The organism is Arthrobacter sp. MMS24-S77, assembly GCF_054888235.1.
Window position 1 is genome coordinate 4339480 of record NZ_JBTZRN010000001.1, and the last position, 19186, is coordinate 4358665.

Annotated in this window: 18 protein-coding genes; 13 read left to right on the forward strand and 5 right to left on the reverse strand. The window is 63.2% G+C overall.

The features are described from left to right. Window positions 1-41 precede the first annotated feature (41 nt). The 3 genes from ACX5I4_RS20040 to ACX5I4_RS20050 are packed head-to-tail and all read right to left on the reverse strand — an operon-like array spanning window position 42 to window position 2664. The gene (locus ACX5I4_RS20040; RefSeq protein WP_461838208.1) at window positions 42-509 is read right to left on the reverse strand and encodes an extracellular solute-binding protein; all 468 of its coding nucleotides are present in this window, start codon (window positions 507-509) and stop codon (window positions 42-44) included. Continuing rightward, window positions 488-1279, reverse strand: a complete 792-nt coding sequence (locus ACX5I4_RS20045; protein WP_461838209.1) for an ABC transporter substrate-binding protein — start codon at window positions 1277-1279, stop codon at window positions 488-490. The genes ACX5I4_RS20040 and ACX5I4_RS20045 overlap by 22 nt, the downstream gene beginning before the upstream one ends. A 59-nt stretch (window positions 1280-1338) precedes the next feature. Next, a complete protein-coding gene (locus tag ACX5I4_RS20050; RefSeq protein ID WP_461838210.1) occupies window positions 1339-2664 on the reverse strand; it encodes an L-fuconate dehydratase in 1326 nt (441 codons plus the stop codon). Between the two features lie 144 nt (window positions 2665-2808). Here ACX5I4_RS20050 and ACX5I4_RS20055 point away from each other — a divergent pair, with 144 nt between their 5' ends. From ACX5I4_RS20055 to ACX5I4_RS20115, 13 genes are all read left to right on the forward strand, one after another. Then, entirely contained in the window at window positions 2809-3720 is a 912-nt protein-coding gene (locus ACX5I4_RS20055) for a fumarylacetoacetate hydrolase family protein (RefSeq protein ID WP_461838211.1), read from the forward strand. Further along, complete coding sequence (locus ACX5I4_RS20060; RefSeq protein WP_461838212.1) at window positions 3717-4466, forward strand: SDR family NAD(P)-dependent oxidoreductase; 750 nt, start codon at window positions 3717-3719, stop codon at window positions 4464-4466. The genes ACX5I4_RS20055 and ACX5I4_RS20060 overlap by 4 nt, the downstream gene beginning before the upstream one ends. A gap of 96 nt (window positions 4467-4562) precedes the next feature. Next, window positions 4563-5876, forward strand: a complete 1314-nt coding sequence (locus tag ACX5I4_RS20065) for an ATP-binding protein (RefSeq protein WP_461838213.1) — start codon at window positions 4563-4565, stop codon at window positions 5874-5876. A 79-nt stretch (window positions 5877-5955) separates the two neighbouring features. Then, window positions 5956-6615 (forward strand): transmembrane-type terpene cyclase, encoded by a 660-nt coding sequence (locus ACX5I4_RS20070; RefSeq protein ID WP_461838214.1) that lies wholly within the window; start codon window positions 5956-5958, stop codon window positions 6613-6615. A gap of 4 nt (window positions 6616-6619) precedes the next feature. Then, on the forward strand, window positions 6620-7867 hold the full coding sequence (locus tag ACX5I4_RS20075; protein WP_461838215.1) for a low temperature requirement protein A: 1248 nt from the start codon (window positions 6620-6622) through the stop codon (window positions 7865-7867). A 229-nt stretch (window positions 7868-8096) separates the two neighbouring features. Next, window positions 8097-8336, forward strand: a complete 240-nt coding sequence (locus tag ACX5I4_RS20080; protein WP_461838216.1) for a helix-turn-helix transcriptional regulator — start codon at window positions 8097-8099, stop codon at window positions 8334-8336. Further along, on the forward strand, window positions 8333-9565 hold the full coding sequence (locus ACX5I4_RS20085; protein ID WP_461838217.1) for a type II toxin-antitoxin system HipA family toxin: 1233 nt from the start codon (window positions 8333-8335) through the stop codon (window positions 9563-9565). The genes ACX5I4_RS20080 and ACX5I4_RS20085 overlap by 4 nt, the downstream gene beginning before the upstream one ends. A 65-nt stretch (window positions 9566-9630) precedes the next feature. After that, window positions 9631-10392: a hypothetical protein gene (locus ACX5I4_RS20090; protein WP_461838218.1), complete on the forward strand. Its 762-nt coding sequence runs from the start codon at window positions 9631-9633 to the stop codon at window positions 10390-10392. 304 nt (window positions 10393-10696) lie between these two features. Next, window positions 10697-11236, forward strand: coding sequence for a hypothetical protein (locus ACX5I4_RS20095; protein WP_461838219.1), 540 nt, complete (start codon window positions 10697-10699; stop codon window positions 11234-11236). Window positions 11237-11558: 322 nt separating this feature from the next. Beyond that, window positions 11559-14513, forward strand: a complete 2955-nt coding sequence (locus ACX5I4_RS20100; RefSeq protein WP_461838220.1) for a DUF7927 domain-containing protein — start codon at window positions 11559-11561, stop codon at window positions 14511-14513. Beyond that, a complete protein-coding gene (locus ACX5I4_RS20105; protein WP_461838221.1) occupies window positions 14510-15979 on the forward strand; it encodes a SpaH/EbpB family LPXTG-anchored major pilin in 1470 nt (489 codons plus the stop codon). The genes ACX5I4_RS20100 and ACX5I4_RS20105 overlap by 4 nt, the downstream gene beginning before the upstream one ends. 101 nt (window positions 15980-16080) lie before the next feature. After that, window positions 16081-16482, forward strand: coding sequence for a hypothetical protein (locus ACX5I4_RS20110; RefSeq protein WP_461838222.1), 402 nt, complete (start codon window positions 16081-16083; stop codon window positions 16480-16482). Further along, the gene (locus tag ACX5I4_RS20115; RefSeq protein WP_461838223.1) at window positions 16458-17075 is read left to right on the forward strand and encodes a class C sortase; all 618 of its coding nucleotides are present in this window, start codon (window positions 16458-16460) and stop codon (window positions 17073-17075) included. Before ACX5I4_RS20110 ends, ACX5I4_RS20115 begins: the two co-directional genes overlap by 25 nt. Here ACX5I4_RS20115 and ACX5I4_RS20120 read toward each other — a convergent pair. Both ACX5I4_RS20120 and ACX5I4_RS20125 read right to left on the reverse strand, forming a co-directional pair. Beyond that, on the reverse strand, window positions 17057-17668 hold the full coding sequence (locus tag ACX5I4_RS20120; RefSeq protein WP_461838224.1) for a TetR/AcrR family transcriptional regulator: 612 nt from the start codon (window positions 17666-17668) through the stop codon (window positions 17057-17059). The genes ACX5I4_RS20115 and ACX5I4_RS20120 overlap by 19 nt on opposite strands. Further along, window positions 17661-19175, reverse strand: coding sequence for a purine-cytosine permease family protein (locus tag ACX5I4_RS20125; RefSeq protein ID WP_461838225.1), 1515 nt, complete (start codon window positions 19173-19175; stop codon window positions 17661-17663). Before ACX5I4_RS20125 ends, ACX5I4_RS20120 begins: the two co-directional genes overlap by 8 nt. Between the last annotated feature and the right edge of the window lie 11 nt (window positions 19176-19186).

The following is a 19186-nucleotide window of genomic DNA, read 5'->3' on the forward strand; positions in this document are numbered from 1 at the left end:
CCGGCGGTTGTTCGGGAACTGCCAGGCAGGCACCACACTGATCATCGGGGCAGCTGGGCGGCAATGTCCTTCATGACATCGGCTGCGCTCTGCTGTCCATTGATGGATTTGACGAGGTACTGGTTGAAAAGCTGGCCCAGCTGGTCACTGTTGGTGTTGCTTGGCATGGGCACTGCTGTGGCTTCTGCGCTCTTGAGGGTCTCCGCGACTCCCGGAATGCCGGCGTTGTCAATCCACTTTGGCTGCTGGGCGGTGCGTGCGGCCAGTGCGCGCCCAGCTGCCGCAAGGTCCCCCAGGACCTTGTCGCCGGTCATTTCCTTGAGGGCGGCAAAAGCCTTGTCCGGAGTAGCGCATTGCTTGGAGATGCCCCAGCCGGAGCCGGCGCTAAAGGTCTTCCCGCCGCCTGGTCCGGCGGGAAGCGTGGTGACGCCTACCTTGAACTTGGCTTTGGCCTTGACGTCCAGCAGGGACCACGGGCCGTCAATACTCATCGCAGTATTGCCCGCCATGAATTCATTGGCACTGAACGCCGTGTCACCGCCGGGCAGTTGGGGGAGACCTTCTCCTTGGTTGTCAGGTCCGAAACCCACTGGAGTCCCGTGGCAAATGTCGGATCGCTCGCGTCCATGGTGCCATCTTCCTTCAGGACACGTCCGCCGTTGTAGGCGAGGACTTGCGATTCGACGAAGAGGTCAGCCGTGTTTGGTGCGATGGCATGCTTTCCGTTGACGGACAGCTTCTTCGCGGCGGCAACAAATTCATCGGCCGTCCAGCCTGCTTTCGGTGCCGGCACGCCGGCGGCGTCGAACATGTCCTTGTTGTAGAACATCATCACCGGGCCCACGTCATACGGCAGGGCGTAGAGATTGTTGTCGGCGCTGAGCCCCTTGATCATGGAAGGATCGAAGGCGCCCAGATCCAGGTTGTTCTTCTTCACCAGGTCATCGAGCGGAAGCATGCCATCTTTGAGCTGCGCTGTGCGCAGGCTCTGGACGGCCACGAGGCACGGGGCCGTGTTCGAGCTGAGCTGGGTACTCATTTTGGTGAAGTAGTCCTGGAAGGTGGATCCCTGCAGCGTAATCTTTACGTCGCCCAGGGTGTTGCTGACATTCTCGGCAACCTTCTCCCAGTTCTTCTGGTCTTCCGTGCCACCGACCCACATGGCCCAGGTCATGGCGGTCTTGCCGTCCGAGGTGCTGCCGGAAGAGCTGCCCCCGCAGCCAGTGAGTCCAATCAGGCCCAGTGCCAAGGTACCTGCCACCAACGCTTCTTTGCGCATATCTTTCACCACGTGCTTTCAGTAGGGAACTGTGCTTTCAAGGGGAATTTCGATGAAGGTTACTGCTGTGGAGTCAAAGGGTTGGATCCCGCGGCCCACACAGGACCGCCGGGAAAGCTGTAGTCAGCCAACGTTCGGCCGACCATTTCGCTGCCGCCTCCGGGCGCCGATGGAGGCCAATAGGACCCATCGTGGACATCCACCGGAGTGACGAAGTGCTCGTGCAGGTGGTCGACGAATTCAATCATCCGATCATTCTTATCGCCGGAAACCGCCACGAAATCGAACATCGACAGGTGCTGGACGGCTTCGCATAGACCAACGCCACCCGCGTGCGGGCAGACGCGGACACCGAACTTCGCCGCGAGGAGGAGGATGGCGATGTTCTCGTTCACTCCTGCCACCCGCGCCGCGTCCAATTGCAAGACCTGCAGGGATCCGGCCTGCAGCATCTGCTTGAACATCACGCGGTTCTGGACATGCTCGCCGGTGGCCACGGGAATCGGTGCCACACCACGGGCAATAGCGGCATGACCCAGCACGTCGTCGGGACTGGTTGGTTCCTCGATCCACGCGATGTCATAGGGCGCCAGGTGTGCCATCCAGTCAATGGCTTCCTGCACGTCCCAGCGCTGGTTCGCGTCCACCGCGATCTTGATGTCCGGTCCCACGGCATCGCGGGCCGTTCGGACCCGCCTGATGTCGTCCTCCAGGGAGGCCCCCACCTTGAGCTTGATCTGCCCGAAGCCGTCCGCAGCCGCTTCCTTTGCCAGACGCACAAGCTTGTCGTCGCTGTAACCCAACCAACCCGGCGTCGTGGTGTATGCGGGGTAGCCCTCCGCAAGAAGCGCTGCCCTGCGGGCGGTACGCCCGGGTTCCGCCGCGCGCAATATTCCCAGCGCGTCCTCCGGTGTGAGGGCATCGCTGAGGTACCTGAAGTCCACGAGCGCCACGATCTCCTCCGGACTCATTCCGGAAAGCAGTTCCCAGAGTGGGAGCCCGGCCCGCTTGGCCTTGAGGTCCCAGAGGGCGTTGACGACGGCGCCGATCGCCATGTGCATGACGCCCTTTTCGGGACCGAGCCAGCGGAGTTGGGAATCGTGGGCGAGGAGCTTCCACGTGCCGCCCATGTCGCCGAGTAGTTCCTCGACGTCGCGGCCCAGGATGTGGTGGCGGAGTGCTTGGATCGCCACAGCCTCCACCTCGTTGCCGCGCCCGATGGTGAAGACGAAACCGTGGCCCTCGTGACCGTCACCGGCGTCGGTCCTGATCACCAAATATGCCGCCGAATAGTCCGGATCCGGATTCATGGCATCCGATCCGTCTAGTTCCTGAGAGGTGGGAAAGCGGATATCGAAGGTGTCCACCGCTGTGATGACGCTCATTGTGCTCCTTGCTTCGCAGCAGGTCGTTTGCTTGGACGAGCGTAAACATCCGATGTCTGCATTGTCAATGGGTCACATTTCCGTATTATGGAGAGCAGCAGCAGACTAGAGCTCGGATGTTAGAGCCAGAGCACGGAGGAATACATGCACATGAAATTCGCCCGGCTGGGCACTGCCGGAAATGAAATGCCGGTTGTCATCGCCCAAGACGCCAACGGCACCGAAAAGTACTTCAGCCTTGACCCGCTGACGAAGGACATCAACGGAGAGTTCTTCGCCACGGACGGCATTGCACGCACGCGGGAAGCCCTTGCAGCCGGGAATCTGCCCGAGATTTCAGCCGAGGGCCTCCGGATAGGTTCGCCGGTCGCCCGCCCTGGAAACGTCGTCTGCATCGGCCTCAACTACACGGCGCACGCAGCCGAGTCGGGCGCGACGCCCCCGGAATCACCGGTTGTGTTCCTGAAGCCAAGCAACACGGTCAGTGGCCCGTTCGACGCCGCGCCCATCCCGCCGTCGTCGGAAAAGTACGACTGGGAGGTTGAACTCGGAATCGTGATCGGCCGCGAAGCGTCATACCTTTCCGGCGCGGACGAGGCTGCCGACTGCATCGCGGGCTACGTGGTCGCCAATGATCTCTCCGAGCGCGACTACCAGTTGCCCGGCGCCGCGGGCCAGTGGACCAAGGGCAAGTCCCTTCCGCAGTCCACTCCCCTGGGCCCATGGCTGGTTCCGGCAGATGAGCTCGACGCCGGCCACCTCGGTTTGCGCACGTGGGTCAACGGCGAGATCCGCCAATCGTCGGACACCTCGGACATGATCTTCGACGTTCGCACTGTGGTCCACCACCTCAGCCAGTACATGGTCCTGGAGCCCGGCGACGTCATCCTCACGGGCACTCCGGAAGGCGTGGCACTCTCCGGCCGCTTCCCGTACATCCAGCCTGGCGACGTGGTAGAGCTCGAGGTCGACGGGCTCGGCCGGCAGCGCCAGGAGTTCTACCGGGCCCGTGGAGCTTCGCTCGCCGCGGTAGGCACTGACAAGGCCGCGCAGTGAGCACGGAGTTCGAGGGGCTCGTTGCCTTGGTCACCGGCGGGGCGTCCGGCATCGGCGCGGCCATCGCGGACCGGCTCGCCGCCGGCGGCGCTCAGGTAGCAGTACTGGACCTCAATCCGGCCGGAACACCGTATTTCGGCGTCGAATGCAACGTGGCCGACGACGCCTCGGTGCGCGCCGCCGTCGACACCGTCGCCCGGAAGTTCGGCCGCCTCGACGTTGTGGTCAACAACGCCGGGATCGGCGCCCAAGGTGATATTTCGGCGAACGACGACGACGAATGGCACCGCGTGCTGGACATCAACGTGGTGGGCATCGCCCGCGTCAGCCGTGCGGCACTCCTCTACCTGCGCGAGTCGCCGGCGGCCGCGATCGTCAATACGTGCTCCATCGCAGCGACGGCCGGGCTGCCGCAGCGGGCCTTGTATTCGGCGTCGAAGGGCGCAGTTTTGTCCCTGACGCTGGCCATGGCGGCCGATCACGTCCGCGAAGGAATCCGCGTCAACTGCGTCAACCCCGGTACCGTGGACACCCCCTGGGTGGGCAGGCTGCTCGAATCTTCCGCCGACCCCGCCGCGGAGCGCGCCGCGCTCAACGCCCGCCAGCCACACGGCCGTTTAGTGGAAGCGTCAGAGGTGGCCGGCGCCGTCGCCTACCTCGCCAGCCCGCTGTCCGGCTCGACGTCGGGCACGTCCCTGGCGATCGACGGCGGGATGCAGGGCTTGCGGTTGCGGCCGGTGGGGTAGGGCTACGTAACGCAACGCCCGCGCAACCCCGCTGCGCCACCTGTTCGCCTATGCTCAACACCAGGCAATCGATGGCGATCCACCAAGGAGCAGGGCATGAGCAATTGGCGCATCAGGGACTTCCATTCGTCGGACATGGACGGCATCCTGCACCTTTGGGAGTCGCTTAAAGCGGACAATGTCGAGCCGGTCTACGCACTCTCCGAGGTGCTGGCGTCGTGCGAGAAGGACCACGCCGTGGTGGCCGTGCAGGGCGACCAGGTGGTGGGCGCCGCCGTCGGACGTGCTGCCCATGACCAAGGCTGGATCGTCTTCCTGGCCACCCTGCCTGAGTTCCGCGGCCGCGGGATCGGCACTTCGCTGCTGGCCGCCGTCGAGAATCGGATGGCTCCGCACGGCCTCAACAAGCTTTCAGCGCTGATGCCGGAAAGCGAAACCCGTGTGGAAGCGTTCCTGGGCCGCGGCTTTGTGGTGAAGAAGAACCTGCGCTACTTCGAGCGGACCATTCCGGTGCAGCGCCAGGAGCTCGAGCCGCTCAGCCTGCTGGGTGGCCGGATCCTCGCCCGCGACCTGTGGGAAAACGTCGCCGGCATGCGGCGCGAGAAGGAACTGCTGGAACGCCGGCTGGTCCTGCCGCTGGCTGAGGCCGATCTCGCAGATGAATACGGCGTGGTGCCGCCGCGCGCCGTCGTGCTCTTCGGCCCACCGGGGACCGGCAAGACGACGTTCGCCAAGGCCATTGCCTCGCGGCTTGAGTGGCCCTTCGTGGAAGTCTTCCCCTCGCGCCTGGCCGCAGATCCCAAGGGCTTGGCGGGGGCACTGCGCGAGACGTTCCTGGAAATCGCCGAGCTGGAGCACGCCGTCGTGTTCATCGACGAAGTGGAGGAGATCGCGTCCCAGCGGTCCGGTGAGCCGCCGTCGCCGCTGCAGGGTGTCACCAACGAGCTCCTCAAGATCATCCCGGCCTTCCGTGAACAGCCCGGCCGCCTGCTGGTATGCGCAACCAACTTCATCCGTGCCCTGGACACTGCCTTCTTGCGCCACGGCCGCTTCGACTATGTGATCCCCATCGGCCTGCCCGACATCCACGCCCGCGAGGCCATGTGGCAGCGATTCATCCCGGCCACGGTGGTGGATTCCGTGGATATCGCGTTGCTGGTGGACCGTACCGAAGGTTTCTCTCCCGCGGATATTGAGTATGCGGCGCGCAGTGCCTCCCAGCGCGCTTTGGAAAAAGCCGTGTACGACGACGGCGGCGCCTCCGCCGGGGGCCCCGCACCGGCGTCGAACGGTCGCAAGGGACCGGTCACGCAGGACTATCTCGACGCCATCGCCGACACCCGCACGACGGTCAGCGACGAGGTCCACCAGGACTTCCTCGAAGACATCGATTCTCTGGCCCGGGTTTAGAGCAACGCGGGGTCACTTACGGCCCATGTTCGGGCCCGGAACGGGCGCTAAGTGACCCCGCGTTGCAGAAGGAGGAACCGTGAACCTGTTTCTGACAATCCTGAGCGGCGTCGCCTGGACGACCGTTTACGTTTGCGCGATCCTGGTCGGATTTCGTGACAAGAGCTATGCGATCCCGGCAGCAGCCCTGGCTCTGAACTTCGCATGGGAGGTCATCTACTCGGTGCATTCGCTCAGCACGAGGCTCTCCGTGCAGGGAGTCATCAACATCGCCTGGGCGCTGGCCGACGTCGTGATCGTGTACACGTTCCTTCGGTTCGGCAGGCGGGAGCTTCCGGGGTTCGTCACGCGGCCGCTGTTCATCGGATGGGCGGTCCTGCTGGGCCTGGCAGCCTTCGCCGTGCAATGGCTGTTCATCGCCGAGTTCGATTGGGATCCCGCTTCCCGGTATGCGGCTTTCCTGCAGAATCTCCTGATGTCCGGCCTGTTCATTGCCATGTTCGTCGCCCGGCGCAGCCTGCGGGGCCAATCCATGCTGATCGCTGTGGCCAAGTGGATCGGAACCCTCGCGCCCACCATCACCTTCGGCATTCTTGAGAATTCACTGTTCATCCTGGGCATTGGCACCCTCTGCAGTGTGTTTGACCTGACGTACATAGGGCTGCTGTTGTGGGCCAAGAGAAACCCGGGGGCTCTCGCCCGGGCCCGGGACTCTGGGGGCCTCCCAGCGGTACCCTGAAACCATGTCCCTGAATCCACTGCGCCATGCATTGTCGCGCATGGGCGGGCGCGATCCCCACGAGCTGCATCGCACAGCCACGCCCCTGGAACTCTTTTTTGACCTGACGTTCGTGATTGCTTTTGGGGTTGCCGGTAGCCAGTTCGCGCACGAACTAGCCGAGGCCCGTTTCGGCTCCGGTTTGATGGGTTTCACCTTCGCGATGTTCGCCGTCATGTGGGCCTGGATCAATTTTTCGTGGTTCGCCAGCGCCTACGACACTGACGACTGGATTTTCCGGGTTGTCACCATGGTGCAGATGGTGGGCGTGCTGATTCTTGCCATGGGCATCGAACCCATGTTCCATTCGCTTGCCGAAGGCCACCATGTGGACAACTCCACCATGGTGCTGGGTTACATCATCATGCGATTGGCGTTGGTGTTCCAGTGGCTCCGCGCGGCGAGGCAGGATCCGGAGCGCCGACGCGCTTGCCTCACCTACGCGAAGTTCCTGGTGGTGGCTCAGGTCGGATGGGTGGTGGTGCTGATTGTCCAGGCCGACATCCTGACGAACTTCCTCATGGCTGCCCCGCTGTTCCTGCTCGAAATGGCGACGCCGTACATCGCCGAGCGGAAGGCCAAGACGCCCTGGCACGCCCACCACATCGCGGAACGCTACGGACTCCTGGCCATCATCGCCTTGGGCGAGTGCCTGATTGGTGCGATCGAAACCCTTCGAGCGATCGTTGCCCTGCACGGTTGGTCCGTTGATGCAGCACTTGTGGGCCTCGGCGGAACAGGGCTGGCATTTGGAATGTGGTGGATCTACTTCATCCTCCCCTCCGGCCACGCCCTGCATTACCAGCGGCACCGGGCATTCGCCTTCGGGTACGGCCACATGTTCATCTTCGGAGCGATCGCCGCCACTGGTGCCGGACTTCATGTGGCCGCCCTATTCATCGACCACGAGGCCCACATCGACGCCGCTGCAGTTGTGGCCACGATCGCCGTCCCTGTGGCCTTGTTCAAAGTGGCCCTGAGTTCGCTGTACAGCTACCTGCTTGGTTTCGAGCGCGCACTCATCGGAGTCACGGGCCTCGTGGTCGTCTTGCTCTCCGGCAGTGTGGGCTTGGCCGCCCTGGGTGTCTCTGTGCCCGTCTGCATGATGGTGATTGTGGCGGCCCTGGCGATCTCGATCGTGATCGACGAAAGGCGCGGGGCCGCGCGCCGGGAGGCGGCCCTGGAAAGGCTGAAGGCGCGCCCGGCAAGCTAGGCGATTCGTGGGTCTGGGCTCCAAATCGCGGTACCGGAACGCAGCGAACGGCCCGCACCCACGAAGTCGACGCGCGGCGCACCGGCACATCTGCGCACCGGCACGAACGTACCGATTCTCACCGGAGAGTCCTTGATTCGCCTCCCAGCGAGGCGGAAAATGGTGAAACCGGCACGAACGTACCGGACGCGCGCACGCGCATGCCCACAAAACACGAGGAAGGGTGGACATGTCCCCCAAGGAATTCACCGAGTCCCTGGGCGCCAAGGTCCGTGCCCGCCGTGCCTCACTGAGCCTGAGCCAGTCCGATCTCGCCGACCTCGCAGGCGTCTCGGAGCGTTTCGTCCGATTCGTGGAGCAAGGGAAGACCACGGTCCAGTTAGAACCCCTCTTGGCTGTGCTCGGCACGCTGGGCCTCGAGCTCACGGTGAAGACCGCGGGCAGCCAGACTGCGAACAGCCAGTCATGACATTCCACCGCATCGCCGACGTCTACAAGCAAGGCGTCCTGGCTGCCCGCATCGAGCGGCATGAAGGCGGCACCAAGTTCAGTTATTTGCCGCGGTACCTCGAATCGGGCCGTCCTGCCGTGGCCACCACCCTGCCACTCACGCCCGAACCCGTCTTCACGCCGAGCGGCGCCGTTCCGCCCTATTTCACCGGCCTCCTCCCGGAAGGCCGCCGCCTGAATTCGCTGCGCCGGGCGGTCAAGGCCAGCGCCGACGACGAGCTCGCGCTCCTGATGGGCGCGGGAGGAGACGCCGTGGGCGATGTCCAGACGGTCCCCCACGGCGAGCCGCCCACCGAAGGGGGCTCCGCCGTCGTGCTCGATTCGAAGCTGCCCCTCGACTTCGAAGCGCTGCTCGGCGATTCGGGCCTCATCGATCCGGTTGCGCTGGCGGGTGTGCAGGACAAGTTGTCGGCCGGGATGATCTCCCTCCCGGTGGCGCAAGCGGGCAAGCGCTTCATCCTCAAACTCAACGCTCCCGAGTTCCCGTTCGTCGTGGAAAACGAATTTCTCATGTTCCGTTATGCGCGCAAACTGCGGATCCCCGTGAGTGCCGTTCAGTTAGTGCACGACGTCGGAGGGCGGGCCGGGCTGCTCGTGGAGCGTTTCGATCGCCTCACCGGAGCCGACGGCACCGCGGTGCGTCTCGCCGTCGAGGACGGGGCCCAAGTGCTGGGACTATATCCGGCGGATAAGTACAGCGTGCCCTTCGGCGAGGTGTGCGCAGCGTTGGCAGCCCACTGTTCCGCACCCCTGCCGGCCTTGCGGAACCTTGCCCTCCAGCTGGCCTTCGCATGGCTCAGCGGCAACGGCGACCTCCATGCCAAGAACGTGTCCATGCTTCAGTCGCAGGCAGGGGTTCAGTCAAAGGCAGGGGTGCAGTCGCCGCAGGGCGAGTACACCATCGCCCCGGTCTACGACATCCCCTCCACCGTGGTCTACGGGGACAAGACCCTCGCGCTAGGCATCGGCGGGAAGAAGAGTGGCATCTCCCGGAAGCATTTCCTTGCCTGGGCAGGAAAACTAGGGCTAACAGGGCGCGCGGCAGAGGGAGTCTTGGAGCTCGCGCTCAAGGCGTCGGGTCCGCTGATCGCAGACCTCGACGCCGGATCCTCACCTTTCGGGCCGATCCAGACCAGGGACTGGGTCAAGGAGCTCAAGCATCGGCGAAGGTTGATGGGCGGGGACTAGTCCGCGTCTCCTAAATATTCGCGACATTGGCAACATGAATCGTCTCCTTGCGACACAAGTTAGGCATGAAGATTCAACCAGCGCCTGCGGTTCCCGTTGGGAACGCCATGTGGTCGCTTCTGGACCTGTGGCGGGACCAAAGCCTTCGCGATGGCTGGCGGTATATCCAAGACTGGTTCGCACCGGAAGTCGAAGTAATGGCCTTCTCGGTGATGAACGAGGTTTCCTCTGACGGCGCGGCCCGGGACCTGGGCGCATCGCGTTCCTTCCACGGTGTGGGTATCGCCGAAACGATGACCGATCTACGGTCCCTCTTCGCAGCCGCCGGACTACCCGTGGACCACAGCGCACTGCAGGAAATCGCCGTCGGATGGGCAGAGGCCAGAGAGCAAAACCAGCCTTCATCCTGCACGGATGTCACAACAGGCCTGGCGACCACGGCCCATTTCGAACGCGTACTCCATGACGCGCGTCGAACGGCGAACGGGGCCTGCAAGTTCGTCCTGGGGACATTGCTGTTTCCCCTCATGGATCAACAGCTGAAGGGCTCCTGGACCCTGTCCGTGGAAGTGGGCCGAATCTGTGCCGAGGAATTCACTGGCCAATCAGCGACACAGGTGTACCGCCATGACAGGGTGGACTTCCTCATCCAGGGTTCAATGAGAAATCTTGCAGATGCTGTCAGATGCAAGAAAAGGCTTGAGGCACTACGGAACGGGGTTCTCGGCCCTTGTGTGCTCCGCTACGGGCCGATCCCGTCAACGGATGCCGAAGCCATGAGCCTCATGGCGCAGTTCAGGGGGATCCCGGTAAGGCAGTCGCGATGACCTGCCAAGAAAGTCCAGCGAGTCTGTTCTCTTCAGCGACGAGCCCGGTGCGACGCGGAAACGAGGGCTCCCTACGGGTCATTGCCATCATCGATGCCGTTCTCAGCTTGCCGGGCCACAACACAGCCAACGAACGGGACACCGCCGCCGGCACACGGCGGTTCACCTCATCGATGGTCACCATCCCGGAACCAATGGCACCTCCCGGCAAAGATGCCACCGGCCAAGCACCCGCCCGCGGACGCCGCCGAGCAGAAACGCCGAGAACCCATTGGCTGAACACACTTTTCCCACGGAGGTCCTAATGCTGCAGATCCCAAGCAACCGGGACAAACAAATTGAACGGCAGCCCCATGAAAGACACACGATAGCCGATGCGTCCCTCCCCAAGGGCCGCTTTAAGCCCCCCTTCCTTGGAACGTGGCATCCATCGGATCCCACGGCTCCGGGCGCCTTCTCGGCGTGCCCGCTGCCCGGCATCGGAGTGCGCCTGGTTCACTACGCAAACAGGGCCAGCGCGGCTCCTCACGAAACCTTGGCCTATTCCGCGTGGATCATCAATGATTCAGGGGAAGAGCTCACCAACGCCACCCTTGTCCTGCGGTCCTTCACCAACGCAGGAATGGAAGAACTGCACTACACGACTGGCCCATCAGCCTTGAGTGTCGGCCCTGTGCCCGCCGGAGGGGAAACCGAACTGGTCTTCACGTATGTCGTCACTGAAAACGACCAAAGCCATGCAGGAGAGCTCATCAGTGCCATGGCTGTCCAGGCGGTCACCGTCACCGGGACGAAACTCTGGGACGAACACGATGCCATCACACCCATTTCCTTGCCTTCATAGCCCCTGAGTTCACTCCGGGTCCCGCTCGGGTAACACAAGGCAGTTTGGCTACACAAGGCAGTTCGGCCTCCGTAGAGCTACCAGCCAGGAGTGATGCTGCCCTGCCGCGCCGTTTTGCGGATCTTACATGACTGACTTCGGGTGCCTCTGGAAAAAAGTTGAGAGTTTCCTACCGGAATCGTCGTCACGTTCTTCCGGAAACCGATACATACCTGTCAGATGCAAAGTTCCGGGCGTGGGCCTGGTCGTTACTACTAGTGAGGTGTCCGGTGATATTGAACAAATTCACCACAGCAAGGCCTGGGATCAGGGGCGGTTCCTGATGACCGTCCCGACATATCCGGGGGTCTTCAAGGAAGCGTTCGTAGGGCTGTCCCCGAAGTCACCCCACGTCTGGTCACGGCTGGCCTTGGGTTTTGCGGCTGTTCTGGTCCTGCTGCTGCAGATTGTGGCGATGCCGGCGACAGCGAACGCTGCCGGATCCTCCCCAGCAGCGGCCGGCCAGTCTGTCCCGGCGAATACCGGCATGGCGGCGTTGCCCATGGCGATGACCACGTCCCAGGTGTGCGCGCCCAACGTTTTCTACTCCATCGATAGCTCCGGGGGGATCTACCGATCGCACGTGAATTCCAGCAACAACCCTGTGCTCGACTACAAAATGGCAAACACCAATACGGTCCGCAACAACGCGAATGGGCTGGCCGTCAGCAGCCAAACCGGGATGATGTATTTCGTCGATCGTTTCGACAACGGCCCCACGGACCCTTCCTACGTCAACATCTACTCCTACGATCCCAAACCGACCACTCCCGGCGCTCCTGTTCTCGTCAAAGCGAATGTCGATACTTCGCTGGTAGGCAACAGTGTGGTGGCCGGTGCGGTCAACCCGGTCGACGGCGCGTACTACTTCGGCGGCTACCGGGCCATCCCTGTGACCGGGAGCAACCCGCAGCGGTGGACCGTCAATCTGTTCATCTGGCGCTACGATCCTGTATCCGGAGCCGTTGCCCTGGTCGTCAACGGTCTTCAGGTTTCCTCCTCCGCCTACCTGGGTTACAACTACAACCCTGTAACGGATTTCTGGGACCCGGTACCTGCCAACCGCAACGGCGACTTTGCCTTTGACAGCCAGGGAAATCTTTACGCCATCCTTTCCCAGGTCGACAACGCCGAGACGGCCTACCCCGGAAGGGTCAATATCTTCACCATCGCCGGGGTGGACGCCACCCCGGGCGCGACCCTGGCCAACTCCAGTGGAAGCATTCTGATCGGCAACGCGACCAACGATCCTGGGTACAACGGCATCGCCTTCGACTCCAACGGCTCGCTCATCATCCAGTCGAACAACAGCGGCACGAGCACCAACGTCACCGTCTATGACCCCAACACCTTCCAGGCTTTGGGGACCAGGACAGCACTCGCCTACGGCAACGGTACGGATCTGGCATCCTGCCAGCCAGCTCCGCCGCACGTGAAGTTGCAGAAGGAAATCGTCGGCGGCCGAGTCAGTGCCAGCGACCAGTTCAATCTGTCCATCAAACGTGGCGACACAGGGGCCAATGGGGCAGTGCTCGGAACCACTACCACCACCGGCAGCGCCTCAGGACTCCAGAGCAACGAGGTGGGCCCGGCCGCCGTGCTCGCCCAGGTGAGCGGTGTCTACTACACCTTCTCCGAAAGCCAGACCACGGCCACCGGCGGTTACACCACCACCTGGAAATGCTGGAACACCCCGGACCTCACCGCCGCACCGTTCAAGAGCGGCACAGGGACCTCGTTCAACGTCAACAGCACCGAAATTCCGGTTTCCTCGGGCACTGTCTCAACCGAGGTCACCTGCCGGTTCGTCAACACAGCCCTCCTGCCCAATCTGGTCGCCTCCAAGAGCGTCGATCCGGCGGCCGGAACCATGGTCCAACCCGGACAGGTTCTGACGTACACGTTGACCTTCGACAACACCACCGGTACCGCCCCGGCCACCGTCAGTTACACCGACTGGCTCGGGGACGTCCTCGATGCTTCGACCCTTGTAGCCAATTCCATCACCACGACCACCACAAGCGGGACTCCGTTGGTTGTCACGAACAACTCGGGTGCAGCAACGAAGACCCTGGGTATCACGGGCACTGTGGCTGCCGGCGCCAAGAGCGTGGTCACCTATCAGGTGAAAGTCAACAACGCCGGCAACCTGGGTGATGCTTCGCTCGAGAACTACCTGACCCCCTCGACCATCGTTACGCCTCCGACTTCCTGCCCCGCCGGCAACACCACCTGCACGGTCAATCCCGTGGGTGTGTGGACGCTGGGCAAGACCGCGTCGCCCGCTTCCGGGACCTCCATCAATCCGGGCGACCCGGCCGCGAGCAGGGTGATCACGTATACAGTGACGGCCACCAACTCCACCGTCAACCCGATCACCGGTGTCATCCTCACGGATGACCTGAGCCAGGTGCTGAACAACGCCACGTTCACTGCCGGTTCGGCGAAGCTGACCATCAATGGCGGTGCACCCGTCGCCGTTGCGGATCCTGGCGCGGACAGCAAGCTGGTCACCCCGTCATTCACTCTCCCCGGCAACGGCACGGCGGTTTTGACCTACTCGGTGACGGTCAACGCCAATGCGTGGCTGGTCACCCTGAAGAACGGGGCAACCGGCAATGGGGTCGTCCCGCCGGCACGATGCGTTACGGGCAGCGCGGCTCCGCTTGACCCGGCGTGTTTCACCACGAACCCCACCACGGGCCACCTGTTCCTGCAAAAAGCAGGGCCCGGTCCGACCCAGGGTTCCACCGTCCCCCTGACCGGCTCAACCTTTGAGATCCACAATGATGCCGCAGGGCAAATGGGCACCACGGTGATCGGCGTGAGTAGTGCCGTGTCCGGGTCACCTGGACTGGTCGAGGTCAGGAACCTGCTTCCAGGGACGTACTGGCTGCTCGAGACCAAGGCCCCGAACGGTTACTCGCTCCTGGCGACTCCCGTGAAGTTCACTGTTGCGGCCAACGGCAGCATCACTTTGGACGCGGCCACCGCTGGCACATCCGTGACGGCAAACGGCCTGACCATCACCGTCCTGGATATGGCGGCCGTGAAACTTCCAGCCGCCGGCGGACCCGGCAACGCCGGCCTCTTCGGAGGTGCCCTTCTCGGGATCCTCCTCCTCATGACTTCGCTCGCCCTCATCATGACCAGGCGAGCGGACAAAACCCCACATACCCAGATTGCTGAGCGCAGCTCCGTGCATCTCCCTGGGGACAACAAGAAAGGAAAACGATGAAATCATCGAAGGTGAGGCGCACAATAGTTGCTTCGCTAGCCGCAATTGCCTCAGCAGCAATGCTTGCCCTCGGGGCAGGGGGCGCGCACGCGGCGAACATTGCCAACATCGATCCGTCCAAGACCGGTTCGCTGACCATCCACAAGTACCAGACGCCGGCCACGCCGACCAACCTGCCCAATAACGGAACAGCGCTGACCCCTGCCCAGCTAGCGGGCCTGACGCCCATGGCCGGAGTCACGTTTACGGTTCAGAAGGTCAACAACATTGACCTGACGACCAACGCGGGCTGGACTGCCGCAGCAGCCCTGACACCGGCCCAGGCCGCCGCGCAGGCGGCCACCCCGGGCACCGCGGTCACGACCGACGCGACCGGAACAGCCACCCTGGGGAACCTTCCCTTGGGCCTGTACCTGGTGACGGAGACCGGCTACCCGGCCGGCGTCACTCCTTCGGCTCCGTTCCTGGTCACGCTTCCCATGACGGACCCCGTGAACGAGAACAACTGGATGTACAACGTCAACGTCTACCCCAAGAACGCGGTGACCGGCGCCACGAAGACCGTCACGGACGCCCCGGCCATCAAGCTCGGCGACAACGTGCAGTGGACCATCACCGGCGACATCCCCAATGTCAATCCGATTGACGGCTACCGGATCGTGGATCAGCTCGACCCGAAACTGACGTACAGCAACTCGACGGTCGCGCTCTCCAACGGCGCCACACTGACGTTGAACACGGACTACACCATCGCGTTCAACGCGGCCACGAACACCCTCACGGTCGACTTCACCGCCAGCGGCCGGGCGATCCTTGCCGCCAACCCCACGGCCAAAGTCGTCGTAACGGTGAACACCACCGTGAACACGGTCGGCCAGATTTCGAACACGGCCCTCGTCTACCCGAACGCGGCCAGCTTCACCATCACCCCGGGCCAGCCCGGCGGTCCAGTCGTCACCCCTCCGGTAGTTACCAAGTGGGGCGACATCGTCCTTCACAAGCAGGACTCCAAGACCTCCGCGAGCCTGGCCGGCGCCACGTTCTCGGTGTACCCGACCCAGGCTGACGCTCTGGCCGGCACCAACGCGATCACCATCGCCGGTGTCAGCTCCTGGACCACCGATGCCAGCGGCAATCTGGTGATCTCCGGACTGCGCTACTCCAACTGGGCCAACGGGGCTGCGGTAAGCCCGGGCCAGCCCGGCTACCAGTCGTACTGGCTGGTCGAGACCAAGGCCCCGGCCGGCTACGAACTCCTCGCCCAGCCGGTCGAGACCACGGTCACCAGTTCGGACCCGACGGTGGTCACCGTGACGATCAACAACGTCCTGCACAACGCCGGATTCCAGCTGCCCCTCACCGGTGGTGTGGGAACCTGGGCCCTGACCGCCGGCGGGATTCTTGTGCTGGCAGGTGCCGGTCTCTTCATGGTCACCGGCCGTCGGAAGCGCAAAGAGGCAAAGTAGCCATCCCTCGGTGACCTGCGTCCCGTGATGCAAGGTGTGGGGCATCCGCCAGCCTGGTGGAGGCCCCACACCTCTCCCGTCCATCAAAGCAAGAGGCTCCAATGACTCAAACCCTCGAAGAATTCATGGAGGGTTCCGAACCCGGCCCGAAAGACCCCCCTCGTCGCCGCAGAACCCGGAGACGGGCGGCTGGACGCTACGGCATCCGATCCGGTCTTGCTGACCGGAGGTTCGTGACGATGATGGTGATCGCGGCCATCGGGCTTGGCCTGGTCCTCTACCCACAGGCAGCGGACTGGTTCAGCTCGATATCCCACAACAGCCAGCTTTCCGGCTACGCACAGGAAGTTGAGCAGCTTGAACCTTCGGCCCGGACGAAAGTGCTGGACCGCGCACGAGAATACAACTCCCGCATCCCCCAGGGCAGCTGCGTGACCCCTACTCCGCACAGGCCCCGACGCCTGCCGCGGAAGGGCAATTGCGGGACTATCAGAGCCAGTTGAACGTGGCCAACGATGACGTAATAGGGCGGTTCCGTTACCCCTCGCTGAACATCGATCTGCCCATCTTCCACGGAACCAGCGACGACGTCCTGGCCAAGGGAGTCGGCCACCTCTACGGATCCTCCCTTCCCGTAGGGGGCCCCGGTACACACAGCGTCCTGACATCACATTCGGGAATCCCCAACGCCGAACTTTTCAACCCCCTCCACAGTGCCAAAACGGGCGACATCTTCTCCACCGAAGTCATGGACCACACGTTTCTGTACAAGGTGAACAAGATCGAGGTGGTGAAGCCGGACGACATCTCATCCCTCAAGGTCACCGCGGGCGAGGATTCCATCACCTTGGTGACGTGCACCCCCATCGGCGTGAACTCGCACCGGCTCCTCGTCCATGCCTCCCGGATCGCAGACATCCCCAAAGACGCCCCCGAACAGAAAACCCTGGCAGGACGCCAGACCAACATCGGATTCCCGTTCTGGGCTATCTACTTCATCGGTGGTTTGTTGGCGTTCTGCCTGGCCGCTGCCGTCCTGAAACGGCGCAAGAACGATCAACCTCCTGCGCCGTCGGTTCAGTGTCCCAAGCCGTGACGGGCATGTTCCTGCGAAGTCACCGGACGCGCAGCCAGTGCGTCAATCGCCGTCGTCAACAGGGAATGCGCATGGGCTGTAGTGATGAAACCGCTGAGCCAGCGGCCAGAGATCCCTTCCACCAAACACGTGAGAATCTCCGCCGTAACCGCGGACTCCTCTTCGCTGGTGCCTTCGGTGGCGGCAACAATGGCCTGAGCGATCTCACGGTTCCATTCCGCCGTTGTCCGGGACAGCGGTTCTGCCAGTTCGGGTTCGAAGATAGAGCAGGCCCGGAGCTCGTTCCAGGCCACCGAATTTCGGCGAACGCCGGCGTCGTCCTTGATTTCGTCGAGAAGCAGGTGCCTGAGGTACCGGTCGCGGTCGTCAGCGTCGGTGTCCGGGGAGGGCGCGGCGTCGTCCTTGCTGACCTGCTTGTTGATGAAGTCAAGCGTTGCCGCGAGCAGGCCGGCCCGGTCCGTGAAGTGGTAGTACAGGAGCCCTGGCGAGACGCCGGCTTCTTTCGCAACATCGTTGATCCGCATTCCCCGGACTCCGTTCCTGGCGATGCAGGTGGTGGCGGCGGTGAGGATCTGGGTTAGTTTGTCACTCATGGTTTGACACTAATACGTGTTCACCTTCCTCCTGTGCGGACTCCCGCGTGGCTGCGGGTTCAGGCCAAAACCGCAGGGCAATCAGGTACCCTGCTGCGCCTATGAGCGTGGAGCCAAGGAAGCTGAGGTCGATTCCTCCGGCGAGCTGCGAGAGCGGGCCGGTGTAGAGGGAAGTCTCCGTAGCCAGCAGACCGAACACTGATCCGACAGCCCAGGGAATGACCGCGCGCAGGTTCCAGCCGTTGCTGAACCAATACCGGCCGCGCGGTCCGCTGGCGCGGAAGAGCTGGAGGTCCGCGGCGTGGTATTGGCCTCGGCGGGCGATCAGGAATCCCAAAACGTTGATGGCCACCCAGGGCCCTGCGAATCCGTTGAGCACCAGAGTCATGGCAGTGATAGAGTCCACCGCGTTGAACACGAAGACGCCGAGGTAAAGGAGTCCGACGGCGATGACGGACGTTATCAGCGTGGTGTGGATGCGGCGCAGCCGCGGGAAGAGTGCTTCGAGGTCCAGACCGCTGGCGTAGAGGTTGAGCACGCCCTGTCCGAGGCCGCCGGCCAGGGCGATGATGAGTATTGGCAACAGGTACCAGGCCGGAGACGATCTCACGAGGTCCGCGACGTAGGAGCCGCCGAGCTCCGGAATGGCCGAGGCTGTGAACGCGCCGAAGAGTGCCGTGACAAACAGTCCCAGGAACACACCCAGGCAGGTGGCGCCGACTACGGACTGGTCCGAGTGGACCTTCCGAGAGATGCGCCGGCTGTAGTCGCCGAGGGTGGGCGCATACGAGAGGGGGCCGCCAACGGAAATGACCGCGGACAAAATCCATGTGGGCCAGAAACTGCCCAAAAGATAGTCGGCGTGGACGGTTGTGGGGCTGAAGGTGGGAGCGAAGGCGACGACGCCGATGAGCAGCAGGATACCGACCACCGGGGCAACAAATTTCTGCATCGCCACCACCGTCCCGTGGCCGAACAATGCAACCAGCACGATCTCAATGGAGATCACTGCGTACCCGATTGCCAGCGTGGTGCCATCGACAGGCACGCCCAGAAGCCGCTGGGCGGCGGCAACCAGTGCATCGCCCGACGTCCAGACAGCGATTGCGGCGTAGGCGAGGGCAAAGAGCAGCGTCAGGGCGGAACCGATCAACCGCCCGCGCGTGCCGAAGTGCGCGGCACTGGAAACGGTGTTGTTCGTGCCGGTCCGCGGACCGAGAAGTGCCATCGGAGCGATCAAGGCGGTACCAACGAGGAGCCCGGTCAGGCTGGCCGTGGCGGCGCCGACGAAGTCCAGTCCAAACGTGATGGGAAGCCAACCGAAGACGATGACCGAAAAGGCGAAGTTGCCCCCGAAGAACACTGTAAACAGGTTCCGGGGGCGGGAAGAGCGTTCCTCGTCGGGAATGAATTCAATACCGGCTGATTCAATACGGCCAAAGCTGTCCTTGTGCGCGGATGCGGCACCGGCGGAACCCGCGTCTTTGCGGGAGCGCGTGCTGATCATGGCAAGCCTTT